This window comes from Egibacter rhizosphaerae (assembly GCF_004322855.1).
GTDB lineage: Bacteria > Actinomycetota > Nitriliruptoria > Euzebyales > Egibacteraceae > Egibacter > Egibacter rhizosphaerae.
In genome coordinates this window covers 3,331,067-3,357,775 of sequence record NZ_CP036402.1, presented here as the reverse complement: position 1 = coordinate 3,357,775, position 26,709 = coordinate 3,331,067, and the positions used below count along the sequence as shown (strand labels likewise).

Below are 26,709 nucleotides of genomic sequence, written 5' to 3'. Positions count from 1 at the left end.
CCACGCATCGGCAGCGTGCTCAGTTGCGCCCGTTACCGGTCGCGTCACACGCGTTGATCGTGGCGCCGGAGAAGGCGCGCGGCCCTGGCTGCAGTCGGTCGCGGCGCCACCGTCGAAGTTCACTGTAGCGCCGCGCTCTGCGCGGACAGCTTCGTCGTCGGCGTCGCTGCAAGTCAGCGTCGCGCGCCTCCACTCGTCCGCCGTGCCGCCACGCAACCGGAACCGGAACAAACTCACGAGACTTGTCCCTCCGTCGAGCGTGTCGCGCGTCTCCAACGGACTGCCACCATCAAACTCCCCCTAGCGAACGGCAGTGCCGCTCTAGAGGTCGATCGTGAGCGAGAACAAGTCCCGCACTTCCCCCGCTGACATCGCGTCGCCCTCATCGACCTTACGAACGTTCCTGTCGAGCCGCCCTAGGTGGCTCTGCTCTTGCGCCCAATGAATGGAACGTATCCAAGCGACGATGCGAGGCTCAGTTATAGTGGGCACGCGCTCGTCAACGCGTAGGTGGGGACCCAAGGTCAATACGTGATTGTTGCGTGCGGCCTTAGAGGCTCTGCTGATGTACGCCTGCCCAACCGAACTGTTGAACCACTGGGAATGGTGGCATCGTTCGTAGGTCTGACCGTCTTGGTCGAGAATCCCGCAGACCCCGCTGGGGAAGGACACGGCCATCCCGACGGTATTCTCATCCACGTGTTCGAGCAGGTAACGTGCCCACTGCCGCGCGATGCCGTCGTCGTCATCGACTCGTGCAGTGACGTACACGCCCGTGACACCGTTGGCTTCGACGCAGGCGGCGAGCGTCTTCTTATGTGACTCGTCGGGCGCCACCTCGACGACCTCGACCCAGTCGTAGGGCGTGACCGCTCGCAGGAGCCGGTCCTTGTGAACTGGCGGTAGCTCGGTGGACGTGAGCACGGTCAGCCGGAACCACGAGCTTTCAACGCCGATGTCTTGACCGGCGATCGAGGGGAGTGTGACGTTCTCGAAAAGGTGGCCGTGCTGGTCGAGGCGTTCCGGGTTGAAGAGACGGCGTCGGTAGGTGTCAATGTCGGGGTCGTGGCTCGCCCCTCCCCAGCCTCTCTTCTCATCGTTGAAGACGCTGTAGCGGACGACAACGTTGACGTATGGGTCGGCGTGACCCATGGGGTTCGCGCTCTTGAGCACGGCTGTCTCGGCCTCCCTGGGAGCTTGGTGGGGCTGCGCGTCGCGGGGAGGCTAGCGGATACCCTTCGAGACGAAGAGCCGGACTGGGGGGATCTCGATGCCCTCGCCCTGGCACTACGTCATCGCGACCTAAGTGACGCGGAAGTGGACTTGATCAACGAGGGTGCTTGCGACAACCCGGGCCGGGGGTTCACGCCGTTGGGTCCCGTCGCTCCAGTTCTCTTGCTCACCTCCGCCGCACGACGAGCAACCCCTTCTCGCTGCGAACGTGGTCCATGGCCAAGGGACCGCAGTCCGCCTCCCACAGCTCCCTGATCCTCGTCTCGTCCTCGCGGTCCGCGTCGTCGAGGAGCAACGTGCCGTCCAGCGCCCACTTATCGGCCAACATCGGCAGCGCCGGATACCGGGCAAGCTCACCCGTAGACCTAGGGGGACCGTCAACCAGAATCAGGTCGATGGACTCGATCCCTTCCACAGCTCGGGGGTCGTACCATTCGAAGCTCCGACCGCGGAGCCACTGGGGGGACAGCGGCGCATGGGCGACCTCAGCGACCTCGCCCAGCCCGAGGCGCTCGACTTCCTCACGGGTGCGCGCCGCGAAGGTGGGGTCATGCTCCAAGGCAATCACCCTGCCGTCCGAACCCACTTGGCGGAGCGCAAGCCCAATGAGAATTGTGGACGCGCCACTCCCGCACTCCACGACTATCTTCGGCTCTCCCTGGAGAATCTCGTCGACGAGGACCCACCCTGCATCGGGCGAGAGTGCGTACCTGCGCATTTGGGGTAGCGGGGCAGTGGGCTGCAACAACGTGTACAGCGCCATCAATGCCTCGAGCTGGTGGTAGTTGCGAAGCTCGCCGCGGCGCACGATGTCCCGCACCGAGCCTGCGCGAGCGTCGGATTCTCGGGCCTCAGCGAGAGCTGTCCTCGCGCCTGACGCCGCTGCCCGATTCATTCGCTGCTTCCATTCCCTGCGGTCTTCCGCCATGCTGGTTGCGAGCTCCCGTCGCTCCTTCCGCGCTCGCACATCCCGCTCGTGGGCCGCTCGCTCAGACCACCGCCACAGCAGACCACCGCCCACGATCAATGCCCCGAGCAGCACGATCTGTAGAAGACCAATGGTCACCAACCACGCAGTGCCGCTCATCGTGCAGAGCCTGACATCTGTCTCGCCTCCTCACATGAACACACTCTTTCGAGCAAGACAGATCCCAAGCTCGGCCAGGGCCTCGTCCTCCGGTTCCCCGGCAATCAGGAACGCACCCATCGCATGATCCGTGACGATCTCCTCGCAGCGGGCAGAAAGGTAGGCGTCCCAACCGTTCGCGTGTTTCACGACCGGCGATTCGGGATCGGCGTGGATGTGCTCTATCGCCAGCTGCGTGGCGCGAACCTGGCTCGACAGAGCGCCTAACGTGACGACGACGGGATGACGCACACCTTCCATGTACAGCAGAGTCCGGAGATCGGCGAACCGCCTCATCGATTCTGGCGAGTCTGGTCGCACGATGATCCCCACCGACGGATCCCGATGCTGTGCGCGCCACAGTGGATCGGACTGACGGTCTGCCCCGCCCGCGGACCCCCGTGGTCGCGGGCGAAGGCTTCCGACCTCCCACGTCTCCCGGGTACCGGTCGCATCCGCGAGACGGCGTGCCATCTCCCCGGCCTGACGCGGGATCCTCACACGCCAATGGATTGGGACGAGGTTTCGCACCCGTCGAGCAACCCACACAAGGCACGCGCTCCCCAGCGCCCTCAGCCTTCTCCCCAGGGCCATCACAGGGTCCTCACTGGCGTCTCGACTCGAGCGACGAGGTCTTCTGCGCCGCTTCCCCAGACCAGCTCCTGGCCTTTGGACGCGACCGCCTTTCGGGCTTGCGGATCCCCAACCTGATCCAGCGTGGAATGCACATCGGGATCCCCATACCAGTTCAGATTGAAGGCCGCGCCCACATCCTCGAGCGCCGCTGCACGACCCACTTGGTCATCCAGGTCGGTCCCCGGCACGGGGAGGAACATCGTCGGGAGACCAAAGCGCAGCAACTCGTGAGTCGTGTTGTACCCAGCCGCGGAGACCGCCGCATCGAACGCATTGAAGTAGCGACTGATGGGATACTCGGCCAGCCGAACGGGTTCCTCGACCTCGGCTCCCAAGGAACTTTCGGAACCGAGCGGGGAGGGGGTGGAGAACAATCGAGCACCGAGCCGTTCGCGGACCAGGTGCAGGAAGTCAGCGGACCCGAAGCCGCCCTCCTTCGTCTCCCAGGCACCGACAAGGACCAGGATCGCTAGTTCGTCCCCTTCGATTCCGAGGAGTTCGCGCGCCTCGACGCGACCGACCAACTCGTCGGGCTCCAAATAGGTAAAGGGCGCCAGCAGCTGCTTCCCATCGACTCTCGCAGCTCCACGGTCCGCCCAGTATGCGGCCTCGCCCGGCTGCAGAACGCGAGTGAAATCCCCCGCGTACTGGACCCATCTGCCACCCTCCCCCGGCTTCCACATACCCCGCCGCAGCCACGTGCTCTGGACGTTCGTCTTGCCCATCGCTTCACGCATCCCCCGGTACGGGGCCGTGCCATCGAAAACGAGCTCATCCGGCTCGAACGCATTCAATACACGCTCAACCCGGCGGTGCAGCAAACCGTGCCACTCGTCCACCTTCAGATGCGTAAACGGCTGCGACGGGACATACTCCCAGGGTATTCCGAGCAATTCGGCGAGGTCACAGCGACGAGACAGGCTCAGGAGGTACGGCTCGATCCGATCGATTCCTCGGCGGACCGTAGCGAGCACACGGGTGAGATGGCCCAGGCCGCCGCCGTTGCTCGTGACGAATAGTACTTTCCGGAGCGATTCGCGCCCTCCTCGCGTGGCGTCCGATTCCTCCATGGAATCCGCGGTACGGCTAACCTGCACCTCACTGACGGGCCCAGAGGTATCCGGGCATCCGAAGCCCAGTCGTTCGATGTGAACCCGGTAGTCGAAGCGGGCTCGCACTGCCTGAAATGCCGCCTCGACCTGGGCCGCGTACGCCTCCTCGTCGGAGAACAGTCGGTCCACCGTTGCTGGCACATCTCGGGGTTCAGCGTAGACCGCGGCCTCCCCGAACAACGGCGAGAAGTGGCCCGGAAGGACAGCGGGCACACCCACCGCCAGCGCTTCGAGAACGTTCCGGCCGAAGCTCTCGACCCATCCTGGGTGATGGAAGTAGACGAAGAAGTCGAGCCCGTGCAGGAACCGTCGTGGGTGCTCACCCCCGAATGGGAGCACGGACCAATTGGAGGGCAGCTCGCCGAGGAGCTCACGGGGGGCCTGAGCACCCCCCAGGACCCTCACCGCGTACTCAGAAGAGGACGGGTACGCGGCCAGCAGATCCTCAACACGGTCGGGCCACTTCGCCGAGTCGTTCCGGCTGTGGCGTCCGATGGTGACAGGCGGCGCGAGCTGCCAGCGTGGTCGCATCCACTCGTCGAGGTCGATGATGTTGTGCCAGTCCTCCGGTTCCAGCGTTCGCTGACCACTGACCTTGTTGAATTGTTCCCTTACGAGCGGACCGATTGGATACCAATCGACCGCCCCATAGGCGGACTCCAGCACCCTGTCGAGTTGGGTGGTATGCCAGTAGTATCCACGCAGCGTCTCGTCGCTCGGGGGTTGATTGATGATCATCGAGCTCCGGGAGGATTCGATCCTCGGAAGGTCAGTGACGGCCTTGTCGTAGAACGCACGGGGTTGCCGCAGGACGAGATGATGAGCACTTACCCCCTTCACCGGGGTTGCGATCAGCTCGCCCATCCCGCGCCGCACACAGTCCGCCACTCGGGGATTGAATCGCTTCGTGGAGCGAAGGTGGCTTGCATCCACTTGGACGAGACCGGTGGTGAGGCCGTTCTTCCACTGCGCTCGGAGCTCCTCGGCCAGGCTGGCGCCGGTGCCACCGCCGTAGCGAAAGTCGCTGACCATCACGACGTCGTAGTGCTTTGCCATCAACCACTCCGAAGCTCTGTGGGGCCACGGCGCCGGCTGTCACCCGTCCATCGCACCGTGGGCGGGCAGCCATCCCGACTCGCGACCAGCCCTGCGTAGCGGCGCAGGTTACCGCCGTGAGCCTGTACTGGCCGCCGTGGCCAATTCTGCTTCACCGGGCGTCTCTGGTGCCTGGCCGCCGCAGCAGGGGCTCGATCAGGGCGATCCGGTCAGCCCAGGTGTTGCCCTGCTCGATCCAGGCCCGCCCCGCGCGGCCCATCGCCTGTCGCTCCTCCGAGTCCGACACCAGCCGAGCCACCGCTTCTGCGATCCGGTCCGGGCGCCCCTCCGGGACCACTGCGCCACCGCCAGACTCCTCCACCGGTTCGCGCTGGCCCGGGATGTCGGTCACGACCACTGGCACGCCGGCCGCCAGTGCCTCGTACACCTTGATTGCCGACTGCCCGACGCGCCCGTGCGCGGCATGGGAGGTCTTGGGACTGACCGCGCACAGTGCCCCGGACAAGTGCTGTGGGACCATCGAATGCTCCACTGCTCCGAGGAAGCGAACGGGGCCTCGAGCGGTCGTGTCACGTACCTGATCGGCAAGAGGCCCGGCACCCATCACCAGCAGCTCCACGTTCGGTGGCCATTCCGCCCTTGCTGTGGCCGTGAGCAGATCCTCCACGCCCTGCCAGGGCCACAACGCCCCGGCATAGACGACCCGAAAGGGAGGACCGTCCAGCGGCCGTGGACAGAACGCGCCAGGGTCCGCGGCATTGGGCACCACGCGGGGCTCGGGCGCGCGAGGCTCGAATTGCCGGACCCATTGTGCGAGCTGCGAGGTCACGACCACCAAGGCGTCCAAGCCGGCAAGCACGCGCCGGAACCATCGACGCAGCGGGACCTCGAGCAGTCGCAGCGGAGGGTGGGCCTCGAGGTAGTCCTCCCAGGGTCCGTTCAGCTCGCCGACCACCCGCACCCGGCGCCGCCTCGCGGCGCGCACCGCAGGCAGTACGAGGGGGTGCAGGCGCACATACGCCACGTCGACCTCATCCAGAAGCCGGGCGTACTCGCGCTGGCATGAGAAGGCACCGAACAATCGGCCCACCCGGCTTCGGGTGCGCGCGGGCTGGGTTACGCTCACCGCCCACCCCGTATCACGTAGGCCATCAGCGACCGCACCCACGTGGGTCCGCGACGCCTGACCGGGTTCGGTGCGTTGCAGCGTCAGGATGGCGACACGCCTCGCTGTCCCGAGCCGGCGCTCGGAGGGGGCAGAACTCACTGATTCACTCCGAACCCACCCATCGTTGGCCGTCACGGGCCGAGCGCAGGCACCGCAACTGCGAGTAGCGCAGACAAGTCTACTCAGCCGCTCCCTCAGCCTCGCGCGCGACCTCGTCACGTTGCTGCGGCGCCCGGCGCTCGACCGCAGCGGCCTGATGCTGACACCCCCCTACCCGGGCCGCACCGTCACCGCACGACCACAAAGGACATAAGGGCCGCGTGACCCGGCGGATCAGCCGAGCCGCTGCCACACTTCGACCGCTAGGCTTGCGGGCTGATGCGATCACTCATTACCGGGGGAGCGGGCTTCATCGGCTCCCACCTCGCGGAGGCACTCGTCGCGCGCGGCGAGCAGGTCATCGTGCTCGACGACCTGTCGACCGGGCGCTACGACAACGTCGCACCGCTGCTAGAGCGCGGCGACGTGGAGTTCGCGCTCGGCTCGATCCTCAACGCGGACCTGGTCGACGACCTCGTGCGACGGGCCGACCGGGTGTTCCACCTCGCCGCAGCGGTGGGGGTTCAGCTGATCGTCGAGCAGCCGCTCGAGAGCCTCGCCACCAACCTCCGCGGGTCCGAGAACGTCCTCGAGAAGGCCCACAAGTACGACACGCCGACCCTGGTGACCTCGACCAGCGAGATCTACGGCAAGAACACCAGCGACGTGCTCGGCGAGGACGACGACCGCATCCTCGGCTCGCCGCTGAAGACGCGCTGGTCGTACAGCGAGGCCAAGGCCATCGAGGAGGTCCTCGCGCACACGTACTGGCGCCAGAAGGGCCTGCGGACCGTGGTCACGCGCCTGTTCAACACCGTGGGACCCCGCCAGACCGGCCACTACGGCATGGTGATCCCACGCTTCGTCAACCAGGCGCTGCGCGACGAACCGCTCACCGTGTACGGGGACGGGACGCAGACACGCTGCTTCACTCACGTCGCCGACGTCGTGCGCGCGCTCGTCGACCTCGCCGAGCACCCCGACGCGCCCGGCACGGTCTTCAACGTCGGCAGCCAGGATGAGACCTCGATCGCCGCTCTCGCCGAGCAGGTCATCGAGTTGTCGGACTCGAACAGCACGGTCCGGTACGTGCCCTATGACGAGGCCTACGAAGAGGGCTTCGAGGACATGGCGCGCCGAGTGCCCGACACGACCCGGCTGGAGAAGCTCACGGGCTTCGCGCCCACGATCGACCTCGACGGGATCATCCGCTCGGTCGTGGCCGACCAGCGCAGCTGATGCAACTCGGGGTCTGGGGCTTCGCGGGCGCCTTCCTGGGGGCGTTGGCGCTCTCCGCGGCCTTGACGCCCCTCGCACTGCGCGTCGCGCTGGCCCGCGGGGCGCTCGACGTCCCCGGCGAGCACAAGTCACACACCTCACCGGTCCCGTACTTCGGGGGCCTCGCGATCGCCGCCGCGTTCACGCTCGCGGTCGCGGTCGCGGCGGTCATCCGGCCACCGGTCAACGTCGAGGAGATCCTCGTCATCCTGGGCGTCGCACTCGCCCTGTCGGTGCTCGGCCTGCTCGACGACCTCCGCGGACTCGGACCGCTGGTGCGGCTGCTGGCGCAGACCGGCGCGGGGCTCGCGGTATGGGCCGTCGGGGCCGGGACCGTGTTCGCGCCGTGGCCGTGGCTGAACCTACTCATCACGGTCGTCTGGATCGTCGGCGTCACGAACGCGATCAACCTGCTCGACAACATGGACGGGCTGTCCGCGGGCATCGCCGGGATCGCGGCCGTCGCGTTCTTCGGGATCGCGGCGGTCAACGGGCAGTTCCTCGTGGCGGGGCTGGCCGCAGCGCTCGCCGGCTGCGCCTTCGGCTTCCTGCGCCACAACTTCCATCCGGCCAAGATCTACATGGGCGACGCCGGCAGCATGTTCCTGGGGTTCCTGCTCGCGGTCGTCGGGATCCGCCTGCGCCTGGTAGAGACCCCACAGGTGCTCTCGGTGTTCGTGCCCGTGCTCGTGCTCGGAGTGGCGATCCTCGACACGACCCTGGTGACCGTGGATCGCATCCGGTACGGCCACAACCCGCTGCGGGGAGGCCGTGACCACGTGAGCCACCGACTCATCGCGATCGGGCTGCCCGTGCGAGCCGCCGTGGCGCTGATCTACGCGGCGGGGATCAGCCTCGGCTGGCTCGCCGCCCTGTTGAGCCGCCTCGACCTCACGAGCGGGCTCATGCTCGTGGGTTTCGTGCTCGCAGCCGGGGTGTTCGCCTTCGCGTTGCTCGCCACCGTCCCGGTCTACGAGAACAGCCGGCAACGGCGCCGCATGATGCGGCTGGTCGACGAGAGCGACGACGGCGGAGCCGCCTGACGCGCACAGAGGCCGCAACCCCGGTTGCCGAGGACCGGACGTCCACGTGGAGGCCGGCCAGGGACCAGCATCCCCCCTCACCCACCACGAGTACGTGCCCTCGGTTTGCGATAGTGCCCCTACAGGGCGGTGCGCTGACGGCCCAGTCAACGCTCCGCAGCGAGTACACCTCGTTCGTCGCTTACCGAATCAACCAGGAGCAGGGCGACGGCTCGGGCACGTACTTCCGCGACACCCCGAGCGACGGCGGCCCCGTCACCCGTCGTGTGCTCGGCCAGGCCGAGGGCGGATGGTTCCTGCAAGACCTTGAAGGCGGCGCACTGGTGAGCAGTGCAGAGAGGGTAGCGATGCGTTCCCACCACGCCGGACTCACGGGACGACCCGAGCAGGGCTCGACGCGGGCGGGCCTCCTCGCGCTCGTGGTCGGGGCTCTCACTTTGCTCGGCCTCGCCCCGTCGAGCGTCGAGCTGGCGCGCACCGAGGGAGCTGATCGAGTAGCAACGGCCGTCTCGGTGTCGGAGTCGAACTGGTCGTCGGCCGACACGGTGCTGCTCGCCACGGCCTGGGACTATCCGGACGCGCTCGCGGCGGCAGTGCTGGCAGCAACCGAGGACGCACCCCTGCTGCTCGCCAACCGCGACGGGCTCCCCCAGGAGGTCGTCGCTGAGCTGCAGCGACTCGACAGCGAGGAGGTCCTGCTGCTCGGTGGGGAGGCCACACTGCCCGCGGCGGTGGAGGATGAGCTCGCCGCCCTCGGCCTCACGACCCGGCGGATCGCGGGTGCAGACCGCTTCGCGACCGCGGCGGAAGCTGCCCGGATGGCCGGGGCGCAAACCGGTGAGGCCGCGCTCGCGTCGGGCCGCGACTTCCCCGACGCCGTGTCCGCCGGGGCGCTCGCAGCGACACCAGAGCAGTTGCCCGTCCTGCTCACCGAGGAAGACTCGCTTCCCGCGGTCACCGAGGAGGCGCTGGTCGACCTCCAGGTGGAGCGCATCCACGTCGTTGGAGGCGAAGCCGTGGTCCACGAGGCGGTCGTCCGCGAGCTCGAGGGGCTCGACATCCTGGTCGAACGTCATGCGGGAGCCGGACGCTATGCGACCTCCGTAGCGGTCGCCGACGAGGCGTTGAGTCGCCACGACGACAGCGTGCCGCTCGTGCTCGCGACCGGCGAGGCATTTCCGGATGCGCTCGCAGCGGGGGCTCTGGCCGCCCGACGCGATGGCGTGCTTGTCCTCACCCCCCGGGACGGGAACGACGACGACCTCGAGGGGTTCCTCCGGGATCACGCGGGTCGCTGGGCAGGCGGCGAGGTCCTGGGCGGGGAGGCGGCGATCTCGGCTGGCGGCCTCGAACGACTCGCGGCCGCGGCCGCCGACGCGGAAACTCCGACGCCCGTTGCAGACCTCCTCGACGAGGGCGTGCCTGACGGGCTCAGCGCCGACGATCCCTTCGTTCAGTCGAACTTACCCCTTCCGGTCCCCTCGACGTACGAGGGGCGGGCCCCCTACCCGTACACCCCAGGTCCCGCGAGGCAGATCACGATTACGGCCAACGTGACGCAGCAGCAACTCGTGCAGTGGTGGGTGGCCCGATCCGGCGACGGGGTCGAGGAGTGGCGAATCTGCGACACGTCCGAGCCCAACTGCAACTGGACGTGGCCCGAGGTGTCCGCCCCGGACGACCACGCCAAGATCTCCGCGTTCAACTGTGATGAGACCGGGGAGTTCTGCACGGGCCGGGGCATGATCATCTCTCCCGAGTCTGCCGAGGGCATCCACGTCGCTTTCCGGTCCGCGGGTTAATCACCGCCCCGCACCTGCGTCGTGCGTGTCGTGCAGCTCACCGGCGCGACCGGCCCGAGTGCTGCACTCCCACACCGTCAAAGACGGGTCTGCTCGCCCACTCCCCCGGGTGTGCCCGAGCCGTGTCCCGCGCGTGCACACCTTCCCGCGCCCACGCCCGGCAGCGTCTCGGCCTCGCCCCCGAAGCACAGCTCGCCGGTCTACCGGTGGTGGCCACACCGGTGGGAGGCATGCCCGACCTGGTCCACGAGGCGGACGGCCTGCTGCGCGAGGAGGGTGCGCCGTTCCACGAAGCCGTGGGCACGCTGCTCGACGAGCCGACCGTTGCGCCGCGCTCGGACAAGGCGCCACGACGAACGGCCACCGCTACAGCATCGAGGCGATGGTCGAGTCCCACCGCCGACTGTACGCACCGCTCGCTGGGCCCTGACGGGAGTCGGGTATCGTCGCGCAGCGCGCTGCGGGTCAGCGGACGACGTCGCTGAGGTCGAAGTCGTGGTCGGCGTCACGGAGGATTCGGGCGTTGCCGAACACGACGCTGTCACTGCGATCCGTGTCGTCGATTCCCTCGACCTCGATCCGAAGACGCAGGGCGTCCGTGAGATCCACATCAAGATCGACGGTCTCACCCAGACGCACCCGATCGCGGAATCGCTCGTTGCCATCGGTACTGACGATCACCCGGAACTCGGCGTCGCTCGTGCTGTCGTCCCGCACCCCCAACGTGGCCCGGAACCGCTCGTAGTCGCGAGCCAGGTCGTACTCGGCGAACCCGGGCGACCCTCGAGCAATACGCCACACCGACCGCTCGTACTCCAGCCCGTCGACCTGCGCCGACCCCTCGTCCCAACGACGCCCCCCACCCTGCACCGCCTCGTCATCGTCTAGCCAGAGCCGCTCTGGTCGATCGGTCGCTCGGACGAGCGGGGCGAGATCGACGTCGCGATCGGCGTCGCGGAGGATTCGGGCGTTGCCGAACACGACGCTGTCGCTGCGATCCGTGTCGTCGATTCCCTCGACCTCGATCCGAAGACGCAGGGCGTCCGTGAGATCCACATCAAGATCGACGGTCTCACCCAAACGCACCCGATCGCGGAACCGCTCGTTGCCGTCGGTACTGACGATCACCCGGAACTCGGCGTCGCTGGTGCTGTCGTCCCGCACCCCCAACGTGGCCCGGAACCGCTCGTAGTCGCGAGCCAGGTCGTACTCGGCGAACCCGGGCGACCCTCGAGCAATACGCCACACCGACCGCTCGTACTCCAGCCCGTCGACCTGCGCCGACCCCTCGTCCCACCGGCGCCCACCACCGTCGGTGGCCTCACGGTCCTCGAGGAACACGACGTCCTCGGCACGCAGTTCCGCGCTCTCGTCCAGCACGTCGTCGCCGACCGCCACGGTCCCGCCGAGGGCAAAGATCTCCATCGGCTGGATCGCCTCCACCGCGTCACGCACCGTCTGCGGGATCGCGCCGGTGGAGGGCACCAGCACCACGGGCCCGTCCGACAGAGCGCCAGCGGCGAGCGCATCGGCGAAGTCGTCGGCGCGTGCCAGATAGACCCGCTCGGCGGTGTCCGGGAAGGCCGCGCGCGCGATCAGGGCAGAGGTCTCGTAGCGGTCGGAACCGGCGAGGCGTGAGGTGCTGACCCCGCCCGCGGCCGAGGTCAACACGTCGTTGCCGACGACGGTGCTGCCGCCGAGCGCCACGACCTCGTCGGGGTTCATGTCGTTGATGGCGCCCGTCACGGCCGATGGCGCCGAACCGGAGCCGGGCACGAGCAGGATCGGCCCATCGCTCAACGAGCCGGCCGCCAGCGCGTCAGGGAAGCTGAACGCGTTCGCGAGGTACACCTTCTCGGCGCCGTTCGGATAGGCCGCCGCCGCGATCTCGGCCGCGGTCTCGAACCGGTCGGCTCCGGCGAGCCGGTCGGTCTCGCGCGGGCCAGCCGTCTGGTCGAGCACGGCGTCGCTCACCGCGCCCGTCCCACCGAGCGCCACCACCGAGTCGGGATCGAGCCGCTCGACCTCGTCGAGCACCGCCCCGGGCACCGAGGCGTCGCTGGGCACCAACAGGATCGGCCCGTCGTCGAGCGCACCTGCCGCCAACGCGTCGGCGAACCCGTAGGCCCGCGCGATGTACAGCCGGTCGGCGCCTTCGGGGAAGGCGTGCTGGCTGATCGCGATGGCGGTCTCGAACCGGTCGTCACCCGCCAGCCGATCCGTCCCGTCCGCCGCCTGCGCACTCGATGTCCACAGCAACGCAACGCCCAGCGCCGCGATGGCCGCCAGCACGATCCAAAGCACCCGTTGACGCGCGCTGCCCACTCCCGCCGTCGCTGACATGTCCCGCTCCCCGTCGTGATGATGGTCTCACGGGCAGGATGACGAACGGTCGGGGCGAGGGCGTGGTGGGTAGCCCGGGATATTCGGCGACCGGCTGGGGCTGCGCACGACTCCCGGCCTGCCACCAGGCCGCCTACTCGGCCTCCTCGCGGTACTCGTCGGCCTGGGGCTCGATCGCGCGGGCGTGCTCCCAGAGTTCGTCGGCCTCCGGGGCGTCGAGCCGGTCCGCCGTGCGGCCGGCGTTCGCGGCCGCGGGCCAGTCGCGGGGGTCGGCGCTAATGGCGTCGCGGAAGCGGTCGAGCGCGCCCTGCTCGTTGCCCATCCCCAGCTCGGCCTGCGCCGCGATGATCCAGTAATCGGGTCGGCCCGGCACGACCGAGGTCGCGCCGTTGATGGCCTCCCGCGCACCGGGGACGTCGCCCGCCTCCACGCGCGCGGAGGCCTCTCCCGCCAGGTGATCGGCCCACAAGGGGGCGAGGGCCGCGACGGTCAACACCGCCCCCAGGGCCACACCGAGGAGCTGGCTGACGCCCCGCCGCTGCTGCCACGCGCGCCCCCGCGCCGACGTCGGCTCCCGCGGCACGGCCCAACTCCCGACCGGTCCCGCGACGACGACGATGAGGCCCGCGAGCACCCAGTGCCACAGCGCGAGCGGGGGCACGTCGATCGAGACGACCGACTGGGCCTGGTAGGCGAGCCATGCCCCACCCAGACCGCCGAGCAACAGTCGTCGGTCGCCGCTGGCGCCCAGCACGCCGCGTGCCAGCACGAACGCCACGGCGATCACAAAGGCCGCGTAGGCGAGGCCGAGCAGGATCCCGCCCTGGGCGAGCATCTCCAGCGGCACCGAGTGCGCCGCGTCGTTGGTGAGGTCGAGGCCGTGCTCCTCGGCGGCGCCCTCCGGCCGGTAGGTGCGGTAGTACGACGGGTACATCGCGAAGCCCTGCCCGAGCACGGAAGCGTCGCGCAGCATCCCGAGCGCGGCCTCCCAGTAGAACAGCCGCGGGCCGATGGCCGCCTGCGTCGCGAGGAACGATGCCGGCCCAACGCCGGCCAGACCGGCCACGATCGCCACGACCCCGACGGCACCGAGGGCGATCACGCCGCCCGCGGCCGCACGCGCACGAGCCCCGCCTCGATCGACCAGCCACACCACGAGCAGCAGGCCCAGCCCACCCCCCGCCGCAATGGGCCCCTGCACCGAGCCGGTCCACGCCGCGACCGCGAAGGCCGCGACCGCCAGCACGCCGGCCCCGACCCGGACCCTCGATGCCAGCTCGGCCCGCAGGGCGGTGTAGGCCGCCAGCGGGACCGCGATGCCGAGCAGCGCGGAGACGAAGTTGGGGTTGCCCAGCGTGGCGACCTGCGGGAAGTCGGTGCGCCATCCGAGCGGGTCGACGCCGATGCCTTGCAACGCGGCGTAGGCGGTGACGACCCCGGCCGCCGCCAACATGGCGTGGATCACGCGACGGACCCCGACGACGTCGAGCAGGGGCGGGGTCGCCAAGAGCACGATCAGGAGAGCGAGGTACAGGAGCAGGCCCGAACCCCGGTCGACGGGGCCCCACAGGACCGGCCACGTTCCCTCACTGCGGGTGGCGGTAACCAGCATCACCACGAACAGGAGCACCGCGGTGATGGTCACCGGGCTCGAGGGCACCGCGACCTGGCGCGCCCGCACCATGGCGGCCACCGTCATCCCCAGCAGCACGGCACCACCCACGAGGACCGCGACGACCTTGGGGGTGATGATCGGCTGCAACGCGCCGCGGGCGAACACGAGCGGCACGAGGGCAGTGAACGCGGCGAGCACCCAGGAGGTCGCCGTGCGAAGGGAGGCATCGACGGGCACGGCGCCGCAGCATACCGGGACTGTCCGACGGTCGCTCCTTGCGGACACTTGATAGACCAAGTGTCCGCAACAGGGAGAGGCGCGGACAGATCCGACGCCCGTCTCCGCCGACACACCTCGCTCGACATGCGCAGCCCCGCCCGCTACGAACACGAGGAGGTCAACGACGAACCCACCCTGGCACTGTTCACCCAACCCTGAACGTGTCCACGGGAGCGGGGAAGGTTCACCCCGCCCCGACCCAGGAACCGCCGCGCTTCCCCGGCAGCCCGAACGCGCCGACGCGACGGGCGCGGCAAGCCGTGCGGACCGGCGCGCGACCGCCTCACCCGCGGGGCGCCCTCACCCACCCGGCACGACGAGCCGGTGCACGTGCCGCCGCGTGGTCGCGACCGGGTCGATCGCCTCGGGCTCGACCAGCCAGTGGGCGACCGCGCCCTCGATCACCGCAAACAGGTCGGCGGCCTCGGTGGGCACGTCGAGGTCGGCGCGCAGCTCGCCGTCCGCCACCCCAGCGGCGATCGAGGCCCCCAGCGCTTCACGGATCGCTGTTCGTCGGTCGCGGGCCCAATCGTGGGCGGGGTGCTCGGGCGTGGTGGCCTCCTGGGCGACCCCGATCGACAGGCGCGCCAGCGCCGGCCGCTCGACGTAGCGCTCGACGACCGCGACGACCGCGTCCAGTGCCGCGGTGCCGGTCGGCGCGGCGGCGCCGGTCTCGGCCTCCATCAGCCGCTGTGCCTCCGCGTCGGCGTGCTCCAGCGCGGCCAGCAGCAGCGTCGGCTTGTTGCGGAAGTGGTGCAGCACCGTGGGTGGCTTCGTGCCGGCCCGAACGGCAACGCCCTGCACGCTCGCCGCGTGCCAGCCGCGCTCGGCGAGCTCGTCGATCGCCGCCTCGAGGATCTGCCCGCGGCGACGGTCCCCCGCGGCCCGATCACGGGCGTGGTGGGGGTAGGGCCGCTGCTCCTTCGGCGTGGCGCCCATGCGGCAGGCTCCGATCCGGGTCTCGCGCTACCGGGCGTGGTCAGCGGCGGTGAGCCGCTCGCGGGCCTCGCGCGGGTCGGTCCGGCGAAAGTAGGCCCAGAACGCCAGCGACGCCAACCCGAACAGCAGGTACGCGCTGACCGCGACCCCCAGCGACCGCGCGGCCGACAACGTCCCGAACACCGGGTTGGCCGCGATCGACAGGAACGCGAGCAGCGCCGCCGCGTACAACCCCGCCCACGCGCCGCGGTGCCAGGCGAACAGCCGCTCGCCGAAGGTGTAGGTCAGGGGGATGAACGCGAGCACGAGGCTGGTGAGCATCCCGATCGAGATCGCGGTCAGCGCCTCGGCCAGCAGCGCGGCGGCGAACCCGCCGGCCTGCGCAGCGGTCTGCGCGGGGTCGAGCAGCAGCCACGCGACCACCCCCACGCCGAGCATGAACACCCCCTGGACGAGGGTGATCCGCCCGAGCTGGCGCACCGCGAGCTCGCGGTGGAACACCGCGCTCGCGACGAACCCGTAGAGGAACCCCGGCGACAGGTCGACCGCGCGGGACACCAGCACGATCGCCACGACGAGCGCCAACGAGGCCGGCCGGAACCGCAGCCGCCCGGGCACCCCCGCCCGGCCGGCGAGCAGCAACGCGATCCCGCTCACCGCGTACGTGGTCACCACGAGCCCGATCGCCTGTGCCCCCATGAGCCGCAGCGACCCCGCGCCGACCCCGAACGCGGGGTCCAGCGCGCTCGCCGCGACCGCCACCGCGAGGGTGAACAGCGTCCCGCCCACGAGCCGGGCGTGCGGCACCCGCGTCGCGAGCGCCTCCAACCCGGCCTGCGCTCGCTGCCGCGCCCGCCCGGCCCGCGCGAGGATGCGGTCGTAGTTCTCCCGCAGCGTCGCATTCGCGAGCTCGGCCGGCAGGATCAGCAGCAACGTCAGCAGGCCCGCAAGCAGCGCGTTCGTCGTCGCCCGGTCGGTGCGCAGCGGCCCGTCGCCGAACGTGGGCACGTGCGCGCCGAAGTTGCCGACCGTCCGCCAGTCGAGCCGGTCGACGTCGACCCGCTCGCCGGCGGCGGGCTGCTCCACCGTCGCTGGCGCGTCGGCGGCGCCTGGTACCTCGGACGGGCCGTCGGGGGCGCGGTCGGACGGTGGCTCGGCGCGGGCGACGCTGCGCTCGCGCTCGTCGCGCGGCTGGGTCTCGTCGCCGGCGTCCCCGCCGTCGTCTGCCTCGCCCTCGGACGCCGGGAGGTCGTCGTCCTCGCCAGTGGGTTCGGTCCCGCCAGCGCTGTCCGCACTGCCCTCGCCGCCAGTGGCCCCGGCAGCCGTCGGGGCCGGGTCCGACGCCGCCCCCGCGCCGGTGGCCGGCCCTGCGGGCTCACCGGTGCCGGAGGGCGCCGCGCCGTCCCCCGCCGGCGTCCCCTCGGTGTCGGTGGGCGGCTGCGCGGACGGCGCGTCCGGGGCGTCCGGGGCGTCCTCGTCGCCCGGCTCGTCCCCCGGTGCGTCGTTCTCGTCGCCCGGGGGCTCCTCCTCGGGGGGCTCGTCGGTCTCCAGCGCCACCGCGGGGGCGGCCTCTGCGTCGCCGACCGCGATGGGGAGCGTCTCGCGGTGCGTGGCGAAGTCGTCGGCGGTGACCGCAAGGTCGTAGGCGCCCGGCGCCACCGCGCCGAAGTCCGCGATCCCGTCGGGGTCGGTCGTGCGCTCGGCGGTGTCGGTGACGAGCGGTCGCAGCGCGGCCGGCGCGAGGCCGGCCGGGCGCGCGGTGACCGTCGCGCCCTCCACCGGGTCGCCGTCCGCATCGGCGACCGCGACCTGCAGCGGCACGTCGCTTGGCTCGAGGGCGAGCTCGACGGTGGCCGCCCCGGCCGGCTCGAGCTCCACGGCCTCCTCGGCCGGCGCGTAGCCGTCGGCGGTGACCGCGAGGGTCGCCTCGCCCGCCGCGACCTCGTCGAACGTGGCCTCCCCGGTCGGGTCGGTGTGCGTCTGGGCGGTCTGCTCGCCGTCCGCGTCGCGCAGCGCGATCGCGGCGTCCCTGACCGGATCGCCGCCCGGGTCGACGACGGTCACGGCCACCGATCCCGGCTCGGGCTCCGGCTCCGGCTCGGGCTCCGGCTCCGGCTCCGGCTCCGGCTCCGGCTCGGGCTCCGGATCGGGCTCCGGCTCCGGATCGGGCTCCGGGTCAGGCTCGGGCTCCGGGTCGGACGGGTCGTCCTCGGCCGCCCCAAGCGCAATGGTCAGGGCGTCATCGGTGGTCAGAGGACGAAAGTCGAGCTGGACGGTGCGCTCCTGCTCGGCCGGCTCGTGGTCAGGGTGGTCGGCCGCGACGGTGAGCGCGAGGTCGCCGCTCCCGCCGAGGGGGTGCGCCACACCGCCGAGGGCGAGGCCGTCGGCACCGGTGGGCACCAGGTCGACCTCGACCGCGCCGCCGCTGTCAGGGTCGAGCGTCAGCTCGGCCTCCGCACCGGCCAGTGGAGCGCCCTCGTCGTCGCGGACCTCGACGGCGACGACGGTGAACGGATCGTCGGCGGGAAGGTCGAGCACGCTGGCGTCCCCGTCCCCACTGATGCGCGCGTGGGCGGCCGCGGCGTCGAGCAGCGGCGGAGGCCCGGCGTCGGGGCTGGCGAGCAGCCCGTCGAGCGCGGGGGTCGCGGTCCCGGCGAGGTCGTCGAGGGCCGGCGGCGCCATCCAGTCGAGGGGGTTCGGCGCGACGGTGAGGCCCGCGACGTCGTCGGGCGCGGCGAGGAGCGCGACGTCGATCGCGTCCACGGTGCTCGCGGTGGGCAGCAGCGCCTGCGCCGTCAGCGGGCGGGCGGGGCGGGCGGCAAGTCGGTCCGCGTCGGCGGCGGGCGCCGCCTGCGGGAGCAGCGCGTCGGCGACGAGCGCGACCCGGCCGATCGGTCCGGGTCGGTCGCCGGGATCCTGCGCGGTCCCGTTGAAGCGGTGCAGCGCCCAGCGCCCGTCGCCGTCGACCTCGCCCTCCGCGGCGTGGGACAGGTCGGCGAGGCCGTCGTCGACCTGCTGGGCGGTGGCGTCGTAGCCGCGGACCTCGGCCGCGGCGAGGTCGTCGGGCTCGCCGTCGAGGTCGCCGGCGAGGTCGGGCTGCACCGCGACCTCGATCGGCTCGTCGGACGACAGGCCCCCCACCTCGCGCTGCGCGGTCGCGCCGTCGCCGTGCTGGGTGTGCGCGTGGACGGCAACCGTCTCCGCCGCGACGTCGCTGAGCTCGAGCAAGGCCTCGCCGTCGGTGTCGACGCTTGCTTCGGCGACGACCGCGCCGCCCGCCGCAACGGCCCACACGGTGCCGGCGTTCACGTCGGTCACCGCCGCGTCGGTGACGACCTCGACCGGCACGGGGGAGGCGGGCGCGTCCAACGTGTCGAAGCCGCCCTCGTCGGCCGCAGCGGTCGTGGCAGTGGTGCTCGCCACCCATCCAACCACCGCCGCGACGAGCACGGCGAGCAGCAGCACCCGTGGCCTCCCACCACCCGCGGCGCCCCAATCCCGCCGATCCGCGCCCGCCATCAGGACACCCGCATGCTACGGGACCTCGTCCGCGGGCAAGGCGCGGGCGAGGTCGACCCCGGAGGCGTTCACAGCGTACGTCGCGGCGGTGACCAGGAGCAGCGCTGCGGCACCACACGCAGCGAGCAGGGCAAGGCGCCGCGGCATCGGGGAGGAGGTGGCGACGGAGGGGCGTGTCGGCATGGGCGCAAACCTCCTCTACTGAACTCGCTATACCTAGGTGACCCCGTCGACGCGCCCGGCCTCCGCTGAAGGGCCGGTCTACTAGTAACCAGTTCAGCATACACGCTGAGCGGATCGTCCTCGCCGGTGGGGCGTCCTCGTCCCCGTCGGCGACGAGTCGCACATCGCACGGATGCCGCCGCACCGACTCGCGCGTCGGGTGGCGTCCCCCTGCGAGCGATCCTCGCGCACCGCGTCGCGCACCGACGCGCCCAGCAGCCACAGGCTCAGCGGCACGACGAGCACCAGCACCGCGGGCGCGACCCACCGCCTCGTCCGCTTAGCGAGGCGAGCTGGCGATAGCGACCTCGGAATACCACGATCGAGCAGTGAGACATCGTCGAGCCGTGGTCCCAGCGAGCTGAGCCCTCGAGGTGGCGAAGCTCGCGCGAGCGGCTGCTGCTGCCGCCGGGGCGCGCGGTCGTCTTCGGCCGCTCGCCGGGCTGGTAGATGGTGACCGCATGCCCGCGGTCGACCAGACGGTTGGCCAGCTCGACATAGTCAGTTCGAGTTCGGGTTCTGCCTGGGATCCTCGACTGGTCCCGCGGACACGACGGCGGAGGCTACGGCTGGTAGATCACCTCGTCGGTGGGCGGAGCCTCGTCGAAGAGGTCGAACTCGACCATGTACTCGCTGAGCAGCTCCGCCGACTCGGTGTCGACGGGCCCGCCCCAGGCGGGCAGGTTGGCGCCGTCAGCAACCTCGGGGTCGAGGTCGGCGAGCTCGACGAGCGCGTCACGAAACTCCTCGGGGTTCTCCTCGACGTACTCGCCGCCGGCGCTGACCCCGGCGATGAAGCTGTCGATCACCTCCGGGTTCTCCTCGATGTACTCGTCGGAGGAGAAGTACGACCCGATGGCGAGGCCTGGCTCGGTTTCGGCGTACGGGGCGATGATCTCGCGCATGCCCTGGTCCCAGCCGATCGATTGGAACGGCTCGATGACGTGGACCGCGTCGATCTCGCCGTCGAGGGCCGCCGGCACCATGTCCGGGAATCCCATCTCGACGAACTCGATGTCCGAGTGCTCGACGTCGTTGCGCTCCAGCGCAGCACGGATGGTGACCTCGGCGATGTTCGCGAGCGTGTTGACCGCCACGGAGCGGCCCTCGAGGTCGGTGGGCTCCTCGATGTCGCTGTCCTCGGGGACCAGGATGTGGGAGAAGTCCTCGTCGGGCTCCTCCGTGGCGAAGGTGCCGGCGCTGACCATCTGCATCGGCAGCCCCTCCGCCCGGGCCAGGTACACCGAGATCACGTTGGACCCGGCGATTTCGAACTCGCCGGACTCGACGCCGGGGATGTTCGCCGCTCCCCCGGGATTCGGCTCGACGGTAACGTCGAGCCCTTCGTCCTCCAGGAAGCCCTCGTCGACGGCGAACTGGAGGAACGTCGAGGGGATCCCCTGGATGTCGCCGACCGTGATGCTGGCGAGCTCACCCGAGCCGTCGGGAGCGTCGTCCTCCCCCGGGTCCTCCTCGTCCTCGGGGTCGTCCGCCTCGGGCTCTTCGTCCTCCTCGTCGTCGGGGTCCGCGGGCTCCTCCGCGTCGGGTTCCTCCTCCTCGGGGTCATCGGCCAGGTCGAGCGGTTCCTCTTCGTCCTCGCACGCGGCGACCAGCACGGCGAGCACCGTGGCGAGGGCGAGGATGGACGCGACCTTCCGGGGGCGGCTCGCGAACTTCCGAGAGCGGCTCATGGCTCGTTCCTCCCTGCAGGGGACGTCGGTTCGGCGGGTGGGGGCGCAACGTGCTCGCTCAACGACTTGATGGTGCGGGTGACCTCCGTGCGAAGACGGATGAACTCGGGGTGCTCCTTCGTCGCGATCTGGTCGCGCGGGCGCGGCAGCTCGACTCGCACCTCGCTGCGCACCTGCGTCGGGGGTTTGCCGAGCACGACCACCCGGTCGGCCAGATAGACGGCCTCGTCGATGTCGTGGGTCACGAACAGGGCGGTCATCCCGTACTCGGCGCAAACGCGCAGGACGAGGTCCTCGAGGTCCGCGCGGGTCTGCGCGTCGACCGAGGCGAACGGCTCGTCCATCAACAGCAGCTCGGGCTCGTAGGCGAGGGCGCGGGCCAGCGCCACCCGCTGCTGCATCCCTCCTGAGAGCTGCCAGGGGTAGGCCCGCGCGAAGTCGTCGAGCCCCACGACGCGCAGCGCCTCCTCGGCCAGTTCGGCCTGGCGAGGCTTGGGCACGCCCTTGTGCCGCAACGGGAAGGTCACGTTCTTGTCGACCTTCAGCCACGGCAGCAGGGAACGGCCGTAGTCCTGGAACACGAACCCCATGCCGGGCAGGGGCTTGCGCACGGGCTCGCCGCGGAAACGCACCGCTCCGGAGGTGGGCTCGAGGAGGCCGGCGAGGCACTTGAGCAGCGTCGTCTTGCCACAGCCCGATGGCCCGACGACGCAGAGGAACTCGCCCGGCTCGACCGCGAGCGAGACATCGCGGATCGCCTCCACGACCCGCTCACGGGTGCGGTACGACTTCGCCAGCTGCTCGACGTGCAGGATCGGCTCGTCGGAGGTCATCGTGCGTGCCCCTTCGCTCCTCGATGCCAGTGGAGGAGGCTGCGCTCGCTGCGGACGAACACGAAGTTCCCGACGTAGCCGATGATCCCGAGCAGCAGGATCCCCGCCCACATGTCCGAGATCGAGAACGTCCGCTGGGCTTGCAGGACGAACATACCGAGGCCGTCGCGGCTGGTGTACATCTCGCTGATGACCATCAGCACGATCGCGATGGCGATGCTCGTACGCATCCCGGCGAGCACGCGTGGCAGTGCGGCGGGGACCACGATCCGCCAGGTGCGGGCCCACGGTCCGACGTTGTACGCGCGAGCCATGTCGATCATCGCGCGATCGACACTGCGCACCCCGTCGGTCGTGTTGAGCAGGATCGGCCAGACCGCCCCGAGGACGATGAGGAACACCTTCATCGTGTCGCCGATGCCGAGCAGGATGATCGCGAAGGGGATCAACACCGGCGACGGCAGCGCACGCAAGAACTGCACGATCGGCTGGAACGCCTCTTGGACGAGCTTGAACGATCCGAGCACCAGCCCACCGGCGACGCCGAGGACGACCGACAGCAGGTAGCCGAGCCCGAGGCGGCGCAAGCTGGGAACGACGTCATCGACCATCTGCTCGGACAACGTGAGCTCCGCGAACGATGCGGCGATGTCGCCCAGCGCGGGGAAGTAGAAGGACTCGGCGCCGGCCGCCCAGGCTCCGTAGCCAGCGAGCAGCAGCAGCGGGAAGCCGATCTCGAGACCCAGGTGCAGGGCGCGCCGCATCACGTCCCCTCTCGCTGCGAGGGGTGCCAGTGCAGCAGCCGCGCCTCCACGCGCTCGAACGTGCCGTTCAACAGCCAGCCGAGAATGCCCGTGAGCGCGATCAGCGCGTACATCTGCGGGAACTGCCCGGCGGTGCGGGCGCTGCCGATCGCGTTGCCGAGACCGGTGAGGTTGGTCAGCAGCTCCACGGTCACGGTGAGGATCAGCGCGATGGCCGAGGAGATGCGCAGGCCGGTGGCGATGTACGCGGAGGTGCTCGGGACGATGATCCGCCAGAACCGGGCGACGGGCCCCAGCCCGTAGGCGCGGGCGGTCTCCTTCGTGGCCGGGTCCACGTCCTGCACCCCGTAGATGGCCTGGAACAGGATCGGCCAGAACGCGGCGAAGGCGACCAACGAGACCTTCATGCCGGTCGTGATGCCGAGCAGCAGCAGGGCGGCGGGGAACAGCGCGACCGAGGGGATCGGCCGCATGAACTCGACGATCACGCGGAGCATCCGGCGCACCGCCTCGAACGATCCGATGAGCATCCCGAGCGGCACCGCCAGCACGGCGGCCAGGGCGAGGCCCACGCCCCAGCCCTGGAGGGTGCCGAGGATCTGCTCCCAGAGCTGAGCGGTGGGCAGGAGCTCCAGCAGCGCTGGGGCGATCACGCTGACGGGCGGGAAGAACTCGGGGCGCAGCAGCTCGAGCCGGGAGACCGCCTCGTGCACTCCCAGTACCGCCGCGATCCCCGCCAGACCCAGCCAGAAGGGCCGGGGCGGCCGCCGCACGGCAGCGGACACGCGTTCGTTCTCGTCGCGTGCCTCGGCCGTCGCGTGGTCGGCGGTCATGTCGGCGGTCATCAGAGGTGCAGCCGCATGAGCCGCTTGGCGTTGCCCTCGTAGATCTGCGCCCGAGTGGCCTCGTCGAGGTAGTCGGCCTCGTCGAGTACCCGGATGGTCTCGCGGATGAAGCCGGGCCCCTTCTCGGGATCGAACGGACAGTCGCTGGCGAACAGCACGTGGTCGGCGCCGAAGAACTCGAGGCCGCAGCGAGTCGCGGCATCCGAGCCGAAGACGGCCGTGTCGCCGTAGAAGCGCCGAAAGTACTCGATGGGGCGGTCATCGAGCCGCTCCAGGATGCTCGTGTAGTCCTCGTCGGTCGTGCGGCTGCCGAGCTGGTCCATGCCCGGGCCGACTCGCCCCTCGAAGTACGGCGTCATGCCCCCGAGGTGATGGGTGATGACCTTGAGGTTCGGGAAGCGGTCGAGGTGCCCGCTGAAGATCAGCCGCGCCATCATCGCGCTCGTCTCGTACGGCCAGCCGAACGTCCACCAGATCTCGTACTTGGAGCCGTCCTCGTCGACGTAGTCGGGCATCTCGGCGCCGCGGGCCGGATGGACCCAGATCGGCAGGTCATGGTCGTGCAGCAGCTGGAACAGATCGAGTAGCTCGTCGCGGTCGAGTGGGCTGCCGTTGACGTTGGTGAACATCTGGATCCCGGTGGCGCCCAGCTGGTCGATGGCGCGTTTCGCCTCGGTCACCGCCGCGTCGGGGTTGTTCATCGGCATCGACGCGATGAAGCCGACGAATCGGTCGTGCTCGCTCACGAGGCGTGCCATCTCGTCGTTGGCGACCTCGGCCAGCTCCGGGGAGGCCTCGGGTCCGGCGACCCGTTCGATCGGCGGCGCGGCCACCGACAGCACCTGCCGGTAGTCGTCACCGAACTGCTCGATCATGCGCAGCCGCTGATCCATGTCGACGAGCACCCGGACGTTGCGCACGCGCTTCCCGATGTCCTTCAGCCCCGGGTTGACCTCGTTCATCTTCTCGAAGTAGCGGGGCGGGAGGACGTGGTTGAAGGCATCGATCTTGAGCATGGGCTGGCCCTTCCGGCGCTCGGCTCCTCGGAGCGGCTCGACGTGGCGTGATCGAGGCTACGAACGGCCCCCGCCCGCGCCAAGAGTGATTCTTCTTAGCAGAACAATTCTTTTTCGTGGGAGGAGGTGTCGATGTCGGGCACGTGGCGACCGAGCGCCATGCGTTTGCGCAGTTCATCGGGCCAGTCTCCGGCAGTACGGAGCCTGCTAAGAAGAACGCGTGCCCAGACGACGTTCGAAAGCGCCACGCGTCCCTGCGCAGGACACGACCAGCCGTTGACATGCGCAGCTCTGTGTCCCTAGCGTTCTGTCCAGCAGAACGGAGGAGCATGCAACCGGCGTATCCGCTCCGCTCGGTCGCCAACGCGCTGGATCTGCTCCAGATGTTCCGCACGTGGGACACGGTGCGGGTCACCGACGCGGCAGCGCACCTGGGCGTCGCCCGCTCGACGGCGCATCGGCTGCTCGCCATGCTCGAGAGCGCCGGGTTCGCGACGCAAGACCCGAGGACCCGGACCTATGCGAGTGGTCCGGTGCTGGTCGCACTCGGCCTCGAGGCCGTCCGCAACCTGGACGTGCGCCAACGCGCCAAGCCCCACATGAGCGCCCTCAGCCACGAAGTCGACGAGACGGTGAACCTCATGGGCCTGGAGGGTCCCAACGTCCGCTTCGTGGAGTGCGTGGAGAGCTCGCGCTCCTTGCGGGTCGCGGCCCGCACCGGCCTGCTGCGTCCGGCTCATACGAACTCGGTCGGCAAGGTGCTGCTCGCCGCGATGCCGCCCGACGAGCTCGCGCAGCTGTATCCCGACGAGGTAATCGAGCCGCTCACGCCCCGCACCCTCGATTCCCGGACCCGATTGGTCGACGAGCTGCACCAGGTGCGACTGCAAGGGTTCGGCACGAACTTCGGCGAGAGCGACCCCGACCTCGCGGCGGTGGGGGTCATCATCCCCAGCACCTCCGGGACGCCGCGATGGGGCCTCGGGGTGTCGGCACCGCGGACCCGCATCGCCGACGACGAGACGGTCCGCCGGATCGCCGAGGCCGCGAAGCGGGCGGCCCACGCCACGTGGGCCGACGAGGCAGGCGGCTCGGGACCCGCCGGCCCCCGAGCGAGCTCCTGACGGCGGCACTCGTCTAAGCGAAGAGCGGCGAGACCGTCACCTCCGCACACCTGCGCCGCCTGGAGCGGGTCCGTGCCACGATAGGCGCCCGCGCCGAGAGCGCGAAGCTGCTGCTCTGCGCCCCGACCTTCTTTGACAGCCTGCGCCGCGACGCCCAAGGCCGCGCCGACGTCGAGCTCATCGACCTCGAACGCCTCTACCACGGCCACTAAGAATTCTCGGGCCGTTTGCGGGCTTGCAGCGTGACCTTCGGCCCCTTCGCGGGGGCCGACTCGACCAACTGGTCGAACTTCACCGCAACGGTGCGCTTAGCGACGAAGAATTCGCCGCGGCGAAACGGCGCCTCGAGGAGCGGGTGACCGTGGACCCGCCCCCCGTCGAAGGTGTGGACCAAGCACCGACGGCAACCCAGGAACCGGGTTCGGATAATAGCCAACAGCAACAGGCCCCCGACCCCGCTGCCACCCGAGGGCGAGGACACAAAGCAGCCGCCTACGCGAAGCACACCGATGACCGGTACGCGTGGGCGATGGTGGGAGTGCCGTTCGCTGTTGCCCTGGCACAGATGGTGTCCGGGTTCAACGAAGGGCTCTTCATCGTCCTCGGCCTGCTCGCCGTCGCAGTTAACCTCGCCCTCGCGATCCGAGACATGGACGGGAATCCGACGATTGAGTTTCACTCGCATCGCAGGCCAATGTTGATCGCCGCGGCCCTTCTTTCGCCGCTGTAGTTGTGGTGGCGCGGCAAGATGCCAGGGCAGAAGAACCGAGTGCACTTCTGGGCGATCCTCGGCGTCATATTGGTGTCCCTCGCACTTCAGGCCTGACTTCCGCAGCTCGTAGGCAGATTCGGGGGGTCGGGGGTGTGTTGTTGCTGGTCAGGGTGGCGGGTGGGGTCTGACGCTCGGATTCATGTAGACACACGAGATGTTCGGGTTACTTGGCGGCTGGTTGTGGATGCTCTACG

20 protein-coding genes and 1 pseudogene are annotated in these 26,709 nt (G+C 70.0%); 6 read left to right on the top strand and 15 right to left on the bottom strand.

The features are described from left to right. Positions 1–321 precede the first annotated feature (321 nt). From ER308_RS15480 to ER308_RS15460, 5 genes are all read right to left on the bottom strand, one after another. Entirely contained in the window at positions 322–1,173 is an 852-nt protein-coding gene (locus tag ER308_RS15480; protein ID WP_131155825.1) for a glycosyltransferase, read from the bottom strand. Between the two features lie 226 nt (positions 1,174–1,399). Further along, the gene (locus ER308_RS15475) at positions 1,400–2,053 is read right to left on the bottom strand and encodes a class I SAM-dependent methyltransferase (protein WP_165492145.1); all 654 of its coding nucleotides are present in this window, start codon (positions 2,051–2,053) and stop codon (positions 1,400–1,402) included. 297 nt (positions 2,054–2,350) lie between these two features. Then, positions 2,351–2,692: a hypothetical protein gene (locus ER308_RS15470; protein WP_131155823.1), complete on the bottom strand. Its 342-nt coding sequence runs from the start codon at positions 2,690–2,692 to the stop codon at positions 2,351–2,353. A 260-nt stretch (positions 2,693–2,952) separates the two neighbouring features. Next, a complete protein-coding gene (locus ER308_RS15465) occupies positions 2,953–5,163 on the bottom strand; it encodes a glycosyltransferase (RefSeq protein ID WP_131155822.1) in 2,211 nt (736 codons plus the stop codon). A gap of 151 nt (positions 5,164–5,314) precedes the next feature. Continuing rightward, on the bottom strand, positions 5,315–6,289 hold the full coding sequence (locus ER308_RS15460) for a glycosyltransferase (RefSeq protein ID WP_165492144.1): 975 nt from the start codon (positions 6,287–6,289) through the stop codon (positions 5,315–5,317). A 420-nt stretch (positions 6,290–6,709) separates the two neighbouring features. Between ER308_RS15460 and ER308_RS15455 the strand changes: the two genes are divergently transcribed. From ER308_RS15455 to ER308_RS15445, 3 genes are all read left to right on the top strand, one after another. Beyond that, on the top strand, positions 6,710–7,669 hold the full coding sequence (locus ER308_RS15455; protein WP_131155820.1) for an NAD-dependent epimerase/dehydratase family protein: 960 nt from the start codon (positions 6,710–6,712) through the stop codon (positions 7,667–7,669). Beyond that, a complete protein-coding gene (locus tag ER308_RS15450; protein ID WP_131155819.1) occupies positions 7,669–8,751 on the top strand; it encodes an MraY family glycosyltransferase in 1,083 nt (360 codons plus the stop codon). The genes ER308_RS15455 and ER308_RS15450 overlap by 1 nt, the downstream gene beginning before the upstream one ends. 113 nt (positions 8,752–8,864) lie before the next feature. After that, positions 8,865–10,553 (top strand): cell wall-binding repeat-containing protein, encoded by a 1,689-nt coding sequence (locus tag ER308_RS15445; RefSeq protein WP_131155818.1) that lies wholly within the window; start codon positions 8,865–8,867, stop codon positions 10,551–10,553. A 465-nt stretch (positions 10,554–11,018) separates the two neighbouring features. Here ER308_RS15445 and ER308_RS15440 read toward each other — a convergent pair whose 3' ends face one another. The 10 genes from ER308_RS15440 to ER308_RS15400 all read right to left on the bottom strand — a co-directional run bounded on the left by ER308_RS15440 (position 11,019) and on the right by ER308_RS15400 (position 24,619). After that, complete coding sequence (locus ER308_RS15440) at positions 11,019–12,896, bottom strand: cell wall-binding repeat-containing protein (RefSeq protein ID WP_131155817.1); 1,878 nt, start codon at positions 12,894–12,896, stop codon at positions 11,019–11,021. Positions 12,897–13,029: 133 nt separating this feature from the next. After that, a complete protein-coding gene (locus tag ER308_RS15435; protein ID WP_131155816.1) occupies positions 13,030–14,748 on the bottom strand; it encodes an O-antigen ligase family protein in 1,719 nt (572 codons plus the stop codon). 342 nt (positions 14,749–15,090) lie between these two features. Then, positions 15,091–15,729 (bottom strand): TetR/AcrR family transcriptional regulator, encoded by a 639-nt coding sequence (locus ER308_RS15430; RefSeq protein WP_131155815.1) that lies wholly within the window; start codon positions 15,727–15,729, stop codon positions 15,091–15,093. A gap of 27 nt (positions 15,730–15,756) precedes the next feature. Then, positions 15,757–19,248 (bottom strand): carboxypeptidase regulatory-like domain-containing protein, encoded by a 3,492-nt coding sequence (locus tag ER308_RS15425; RefSeq protein ID WP_131155814.1) that lies wholly within the window; start codon positions 19,246–19,248, stop codon positions 15,757–15,759. A gap of 15 nt (positions 19,249–19,263) precedes the next feature. Beyond that, positions 19,264–19,431, bottom strand: coding sequence for a hypothetical protein (locus tag ER308_RS21760; protein WP_165492143.1), 168 nt, complete (start codon positions 19,429–19,431; stop codon positions 19,264–19,266). A 602-nt stretch (positions 19,432–20,033) separates the two neighbouring features. Further along, complete coding sequence (locus ER308_RS15420) at positions 20,034–21,161, bottom strand: ABC transporter substrate-binding protein (RefSeq protein WP_131155813.1); 1,128 nt, start codon at positions 21,159–21,161, stop codon at positions 20,034–20,036. Beyond that, entirely contained in the window at positions 21,158–21,994 is an 837-nt protein-coding gene (locus ER308_RS15415; protein ID WP_131155812.1) for an ABC transporter ATP-binding protein, read from the bottom strand. Before ER308_RS15415 ends, ER308_RS15420 begins: the two co-directional genes overlap by 4 nt. After that, positions 21,991–22,758 (bottom strand): ABC transporter permease, encoded by a 768-nt coding sequence (locus tag ER308_RS15410; protein ID WP_131155811.1) that lies wholly within the window; start codon positions 22,756–22,758, stop codon positions 21,991–21,993. The genes ER308_RS15415 and ER308_RS15410 overlap by 4 nt, the downstream gene beginning before the upstream one ends. After that, positions 22,758–23,603, bottom strand: coding sequence for an ABC transporter permease (locus tag ER308_RS15405; RefSeq protein WP_205745653.1), 846 nt, complete (start codon positions 23,601–23,603; stop codon positions 22,758–22,760). The genes ER308_RS15410 and ER308_RS15405 overlap by 1 nt, the downstream gene beginning before the upstream one ends. Beyond that, positions 23,603–24,619, bottom strand: coding sequence for an amidohydrolase family protein (locus tag ER308_RS15400; RefSeq protein ID WP_131155809.1), 1,017 nt, complete (start codon positions 24,617–24,619; stop codon positions 23,603–23,605). Before ER308_RS15400 ends, ER308_RS15405 begins: the two co-directional genes overlap by 1 nt. 329 nt (positions 24,620–24,948) lie before the next feature. Between ER308_RS15400 and ER308_RS15395 the strand changes: the two genes are divergently transcribed. The 3 genes and pseudogenes from ER308_RS15395 (at position 24,949) to ER308_RS15390 (ending at position 26,473) form a co-directional block, all read left to right on the top strand. Further along, positions 24,949–25,743, top strand: coding sequence for an IclR family transcriptional regulator (locus ER308_RS15395; RefSeq protein WP_165492142.1), 795 nt, complete (start codon positions 24,949–24,951; stop codon positions 25,741–25,743). Between the two features lie 235 nt (positions 25,744–25,978). Then, positions 25,979–26,077: pseudogene (locus ER308_RS23285) on the top strand (hypothetical protein); the annotation flags it as partial. A gap of 21 nt (positions 26,078–26,098) precedes the next feature. Next, on the top strand, positions 26,099–26,473 hold the full coding sequence (locus ER308_RS15390; RefSeq protein ID WP_240731826.1) for a hypothetical protein: 375 nt from the start codon (positions 26,099–26,101) through the stop codon (positions 26,471–26,473). The last annotated feature ends 236 nt before the right edge of the window (positions 26,474–26,709 follow it).

Excerpts from the sequence above, each read along its gene's own strand:
- ER308_RS15430 (WP_131155815.1), bottom strand. The coding sequence starts at position 15,729 with ATGGGCGCCACGCCGAAGGAGCAGCGGCCCTACCCCCACCACGCCCGT.
- ER308_RS15440 (WP_131155817.1), bottom strand. The coding sequence starts at position 12,896 with ATGTCAGCGACGGCGGGAGTGGGCAGCGCGCGTCAACGGGTGCTTTGG.
- ER308_RS15450 (WP_131155819.1), top strand. The coding sequence starts at position 7,669 with ATGCAACTCGGGGTCTGGGGCTTCGCGGGCGCCTTCCTGGGGGCGTTG.
- ER308_RS15410 (WP_131155811.1), bottom strand. The coding sequence starts at position 22,758 with ATGCGGCGCGCCCTGCACCTGGGTCTCGAGATCGGCTTCCCGCTGCTG.
- ER308_RS15400 (WP_131155809.1), bottom strand. The coding sequence starts at position 24,619 with ATGCTCAAGATCGATGCCTTCAACCACGTCCTCCCGCCCCGCTACTTC.
- ER308_RS15415 (WP_131155812.1), bottom strand. The coding sequence starts at position 21,994 with ATGACCTCCGACGAGCCGATCCTGCACGTCGAGCAGCTGGCGAAGTCG.
- ER308_RS15405 (WP_205745653.1), bottom strand. The coding sequence starts at position 23,603 with ATGACCGCCGACATGACCGCCGACCACGCGACGGCCGAGGCACGCGAC.
- ER308_RS15455 (WP_131155820.1), top strand. The coding sequence starts at position 6,710 with ATGCGATCACTCATTACCGGGGGAGCGGGCTTCATCGGCTCCCACCTC.
- ER308_RS15465 (WP_131155822.1), bottom strand. The coding sequence starts at position 5,163 with ATGGCAAAGCACTACGACGTCGTGATGGTCAGCGACTTTCGCTACGGC.
- ER308_RS15395 (WP_165492142.1), top strand. The coding sequence starts at position 24,949 with ATGCAACCGGCGTATCCGCTCCGCTCGGTCGCCAACGCGCTGGATCTG.
- ER308_RS15420 (WP_131155813.1), bottom strand. The coding sequence starts at position 21,161 with ATGAGCCGCTCTCGGAAGTTCGCGAGCCGCCCCCGGAAGGTCGCGTCC.
- ER308_RS21760 (WP_165492143.1), bottom strand. The coding sequence starts at position 19,431 with ATGCCGACACGCCCCTCCGTCGCCACCTCCTCCCCGATGCCGCGGCGC.
- ER308_RS15425 (WP_131155814.1), bottom strand. The coding sequence starts at position 19,248 with ATGGCGGGCGCGGATCGGCGGGATTGGGGCGCCGCGGGTGGTGGGAGG.